This window comes from Roseateles sp. P5_B10, from assembly GCF_056400485.1.
Genome location: NZ_JBFULE010001784.1, coordinates 1 through 514, shown reverse-complemented (window position 1 = coordinate 514; position 514 = coordinate 1). Strand labels below are relative to the sequence as shown.

Here is a 514-nt window from a genome sequence, read left to right as displayed (position 1 = left end):
GTACATATCCCGCTGGCAAAGAAGATTCCGGGGCTGAGACACTATGGTGTCAGTACAGGGGCCGTCACAACGCCGACGGGTGACAGCGATATTCATCTGGTCGCTGCGCTGGATTTCGAATCGGTTGCAGCGCTCAAGCTGGGCCTCGCCTCGCCGGAAGGGCAGGCCGCGGCAGGCGACCTCGCGAACTTCGCGGATGGAGGTGTCGATCTCCTGATCTTCGATACGAAGGACGTCTGACAGCCGCAACTCGCGTTCAACGGCCTCTGCCCGGCTCACAAACCGCAGTCTGCGAGCCGGGAGAGATCGATCAAGACGATCAATCTGTCACTTACGGGCCGCGCAGGCGTACATGTTGATTTCCATGCCGACCTGCACTTCCACGATCTTCGGAGTCTTCCAGCTCATCTTGGTCTCCTCAGAGGTTGCGCGATGATTGCGCCGCCCGACGATAAGCAGTGAGGCGACGTCTTTCAACTTAACTCGTCAGGTTGCGGCGCAAAATGTGCACGAC

2 protein-coding genes are annotated in these 514 nt (G+C 58.9%); one reads left to right on the top strand and one right to left on the bottom strand.

The genetic code is table 11. The features are described from left to right. On the top strand, nucleotides 1-240 hold a 240-nt coding region (locus tag AC1DU6_RS35900; RefSeq protein WP_477863433.1), incomplete at its 5' end, for an EthD family reductase. An 87-nt stretch (nucleotides 241-327) separates the two neighbouring features. On the opposite strand, the gene pqqA is transcribed toward AC1DU6_RS35900, so the two are convergent. Continuing rightward, nucleotides 328-408, bottom strand: a complete 81-nt coding sequence (pqqA, locus tag AC1DU6_RS35895; RefSeq protein WP_081421972.1) for a pyrroloquinoline quinone precursor peptide PqqA — start codon at nucleotides 406-408, stop codon at nucleotides 328-330. Nucleotides 409-514: the final 106 nt, after the last annotated feature.

Coding starts and splice junctions, on each gene's coding strand:
- pqqA (WP_081421972.1), bottom strand. CDS start 408: ATGAGCTGGAAGACTCCGAAGATCGTGGAAGTGCAGGTCGGCATGGAA.